Genomic DNA, 3935 nt, shown 5'->3' on the forward strand with positions numbered 1-3935 from the left:
TTCAGCTTCGGTCACGCCTGTCCCCCGCCAGAAAAGCCTCCGCCTTGCGCAGGGCCTTGTAGGTCACCATGGCGATGACGCTGTCGCCGGGCTTGATATGGGTCTCGGCGGTGGGAATCAGCACACCGCTGTCATGCACGACCGCGCCGATCAGGAAGCCCTCGGGCAGGCCGATATCCTTGAGCGGGCCGGATGTGAGCTTCGAGCCCTCCTGCGCGCGCGCCTCGATCACCTCGCCGAATTCCTCGCGCAGGGTGTAGAGCGCCGTCACCGAGCGGTGACGGACATGGCGCAGGATGGTCGAGATGGTGATTGCGTTGGGGCTCACCACCGCGTCGATGCCGAGCGAGGGCATGATCGGTTCGTAGCTCGATTTGTTCACCAGCGTGATCGCGCGCTTGCAGCCCATGCGCTTGGCGAGCACCGAGGAGAAGATGTTGGTCTCGTCGTCATTCGTCACCGCGACCACCGTCTCTGCCGAGCCGATATTGGCCTCGTCGAGCACCTCGGTATCGAGGGCATCGCCAAGCAGCACCACGGCCTTCTCGCCGAGCTCGCGGGAGATGTATTCGGCCCGTTCGCGGGAATGCTCGATGATCTTGAGGCGGACATAGGGCGCATCGCGCGCGAGCATGTTGGCGAGGTTGAGCCCGACATTGCCGCCGCCGATGATGACCACGCGCCGCGCCACCCGCTCCCGGTGACCGAAGGCGCTCATCACCCGGTCGACCCGCGAAGGCTCGGTCACGACATAAACGTCGTCACCGAGTTCGATCACGTCGTCGCCATTGGGCACGAAGGCCTCGCCGTTTCGGATGACGGCGACGACGATCATGTGCGGATCGGGCATGATTGTGGGCACGTCCCGGATCGCCTTGCCGATGAAGGCGCAATCATGCGTGTCGGCGTGAATGCCGATGAGCTGCACCTTGCCGTCGGCGAGCGGCATCGTGTCGAAGGCGCCCGGCGTGCGCAGACGCCGGGCGATCCCGTTGGCCACCTCGACTTCCGGCGAGATCACCACGTCGATGGGAAGCTGGTCGGCGGCGTAGAGGGCGCGCGAGAGCGGATCGAGATAGCCGTGATGGCGCACACGCGCGATGCGGCGCGGCACCCGGAACAGCGTATAGGCCACCTGCGAGGCGACCATGTTGACCTCGTCCGATCGGGTCACCGCGATCAGCATGTCGGCATCGCGCGCGCCGGCCTTCTCCAGTACCTCCGGATGGGAGGCGTGGCCGACCATGCCGCGCACGTCGTAGGATTCGTCGACACGGCGCGCCTGTGCCGCGTCGAGATCAACGACCGTGACGTCCATCCCCTCGACGGCGAGATGGCGCGCAATGGTCGAGCCGACCTGACCGGCACCGCAGACGATGATTCTCATGAGAAGCGTAACTTCATGACGGAAAACGGCCCCCTGCCGGTTCCGATGCGACACTCTTACGGCGCACCCTTCGTAGCGTGCCCCCTTGAGGCGGGACACGTTTTCGCGGGCGCGCCGACCCTCTGCCACCGGCATTCCGTGTCGACGATACACGCACGAGCCGCCCCCGGTCGAGACCGGGTCGCCTCCTTTACGCCCTTTTTCGCAGATGCACAACGCCCCGCATTCAGGGTGGGGATGGGGTGGGGAGGCGATGTCGAAGCGTTCGCACGGGCCCGGATGCGAACTAGTGCCCTGCCGGCACGTCGTTTTCCAGGTGGTGGATTAACCCGACCATTGCGCATGCTTTCGTCTTGCTTGCGCCCTGTGGCCGGATTAGGTTCGCTGCGCTGATCAAAAAAGCGCCCGGGCGCTGGTTTTCGGAGGAGAATATGGGTTTTCTGTCGGACGCGCTGTCGCGCATCAAGCCTTCCGCCACCATCGTCATCACGCAGAAGGCGCGTGAGCTGAAGGCGGAGGGGGTCGATGTCATCAGCCTCTCCGTCGGCGAGCCCGATTTCGATACGCCCGAAAATGTCAAGGAAGCCGCGATCGCGGCGATCCGGCGCGGCGAGACGAAATACACGCCCGTCTCCGGCATCGTGCCCCTGCGCGAGGCGATCGCGAAGAAGTTCAAGCGCGAGAACGATCTCGACTACAAGCCCTCGCAGACCATCGTCGGCACGGGCGGCAAGCAGGTGATCTACAACGCGCTGCTCGCCACGCTCAATCCCGGCGACGAGGTGATCATCCCGCGTCCCTACTGGGTCTCCTACCCCGAGATGGTCGGGCTGTGCGGCGGCACGCCGGTCTTCGTCGATACGACCATGGATGACAATTTCAAGCTCCAGGCCGAGCCGCTGGAGCGTGCCATCACGCCGAAGACGAAGTGGATCATCCTGAATTCGCCCTCGAATCCCTCGGGCGCCGCCTATAGCCGGGACGAGATGAAGGTGATCACCGACGTCCTGATGCGCCACCCGCATGTCTGGGTGCTGACCGACGACATGTACGAGCATCTCGTCTACGATGATTTCAAGTTTGTCACACCCGCTCAGGTCGAGCCCAATCTCTACGAGCGCACGCTGACCATGAACGGCGTCTCCAAGGCCTATGCCATGACGGGCTGGCGCATCGGCTATGCGGCGGGGCCGGAAAAGCTGATCAAGGCCATGGATTTCGTGCAGGGCCAGCAGACATCCGGTGCGGCATCGATCTCGCAATGGGCCGCTGTCGAGGCGCTCGACGGGACGCAGGCGCATCTCGACGTCTTCCGCAAGGCCTTCGCCGAGCGCCGGGAGCTCGTCGTCTCGATGCTCAATCAGACGAAATATCTCAAATGCCCGATGCCGGAAGGCGCCTTCTACGTCTATCCCTCCTGCGCCGAGGCGATCGGCAAGCGCACGCCGGGCGGCAAGGTGATCGAGTCGGATGAGGATTTCGTCTCCGAACTGCTCTCTGCCGAGGGTGTCGCGGCGGTGCACGGCTCGGCTTTCGGGCTCGGCCCGAACCTGCGTATTTCGTATGCAACGTCGAACAAGGTGCTGGAAGACGCCTGCAGCCGCATTCAGCGCTTCTGCGGCTCGCTGGGCTGAGGCCCGGCACGGCTGAATGCGTTCAACCAGCGGAGGGAGGCCATCACGATTCCGGATCAGGCAACGGAAAGCCGCAGCCATCTCGCCGTCTCCCGGGCGCGCCGCCCCGTCGTCGCGCTCGCGCCGCTCATCGTCGCCGTGATCGCGGCGGCGGCGCTGGGCTTTGGCGGGATCAGCCGTTTCGAGATCCAGGCAGGGTCCTTCGCGCCGATCCTGCACGGCTTCTTCTTCAACACTTTCGCACCGCTGATGATCCTGGTTATCTACGCCGTGGCGCGAATCGTTGCCGTCGCGCTGCTCGAGCCAAGCGATCTGGCGCTCGCCCGATTCGTCACCGCGCCGCTGGCCGTGGCGGCGCTGCTCGTGGCGGCGCTGTATCCCACATTCGGCGGCATCATCGCCCGCTCTGCCTTCTTCTCCGGAGGGATGATGTTCATCGAGGGCATGATGCTCGGCGCGGCCTGGCTGATCGGCATCGCCTTTGCGGCGATCATTTTCGGTTTCGTGCTGGGGGCGGGCGTGATTTTCGTGCGGCTCGGCTTCGCCGAGCCGGGTCGTCCCCCCCGCACCCGCCTCGCCACCGGGTTGATGCGATACGTTGCCCTCGTCTTCGCCGGCCTGATCCTGCTTCTGCCGGGCCAGACCGGGATATCGCTCTATGGTGACTGGCCGGTCTGGCCGATGCAGCCGCGAGAGGCCGCAGCGCTTACCGCGTTCAGCCTGATCGCGCTCGCGCCACATGCCATGATCGTGCGGTGCCACGGCTGATCCGGGTGGGTATTGTCGCAATCGGTTACGAATCTTGATCGCGCAGGCGTTTGCGCGCGTGGGCGGAGCGGCTAAACCGCATTCACAGTGAATCACGCGAATCCTTCGGATCAGCCGGCGGTGACGCTACGTTTTTCAGGGACCCT

3 protein-coding genes are annotated in these 3935 nt (G+C 64.7%); 2 read left to right on the top strand and 1 reads right to left on the bottom strand.

Features of this window, described 5'->3' with window-relative positions; translation table 11 throughout:
* Position 1 precedes the first annotated feature (1 nt).
* Positions 2-1387, bottom strand: a complete 1386-nt coding sequence (gene trkA / locus VKP01_RS13060; protein WP_324412969.1) for a Trk system potassium transporter TrkA — start codon at positions 1385-1387, stop codon at positions 2-4.
* A gap of 431 nt (positions 1388-1818) precedes the next feature.
* Here trkA and VKP01_RS13065 point away from each other — a divergent pair, with 431 nt between their 5' ends.
* Together VKP01_RS13065 and VKP01_RS13070 are read left to right on the top strand one after the other, a co-directional pair.
* Complete coding sequence (locus VKP01_RS13065) at positions 1819-3021, top strand: pyridoxal phosphate-dependent aminotransferase (RefSeq protein WP_324412971.1); 1203 nt, start codon at positions 1819-1821, stop codon at positions 3019-3021.
* Between the two features lie 138 nt (positions 3022-3159).
* Entirely contained in the window at positions 3160-3789 is a 630-nt protein-coding gene (locus VKP01_RS13070) for a hypothetical protein (protein ID WP_324412973.1), read from the top strand.
* The last annotated feature ends 146 nt before the right edge of the window (positions 3790-3935 follow it).

This window comes from Saliniramus sp. (assembly GCF_035311605.1).
Classification (GTDB): domain Bacteria; phylum Pseudomonadota; class Alphaproteobacteria; order Rhizobiales; family Beijerinckiaceae; genus Saliniramus.

Coding starts and splice junctions, on each gene's coding strand:
- trkA (WP_324412969.1), bottom strand. CDS start 1,387: ATGAGAATCATCGTCTGCGGTGCCGGTCAGGTCGGCTCGACCATTGCG.
- VKP01_RS13065 (WP_324412971.1), top strand. CDS start 1,819: ATGGGTTTTCTGTCGGACGCGCTGTCGCGCATCAAGCCTTCCGCCACC.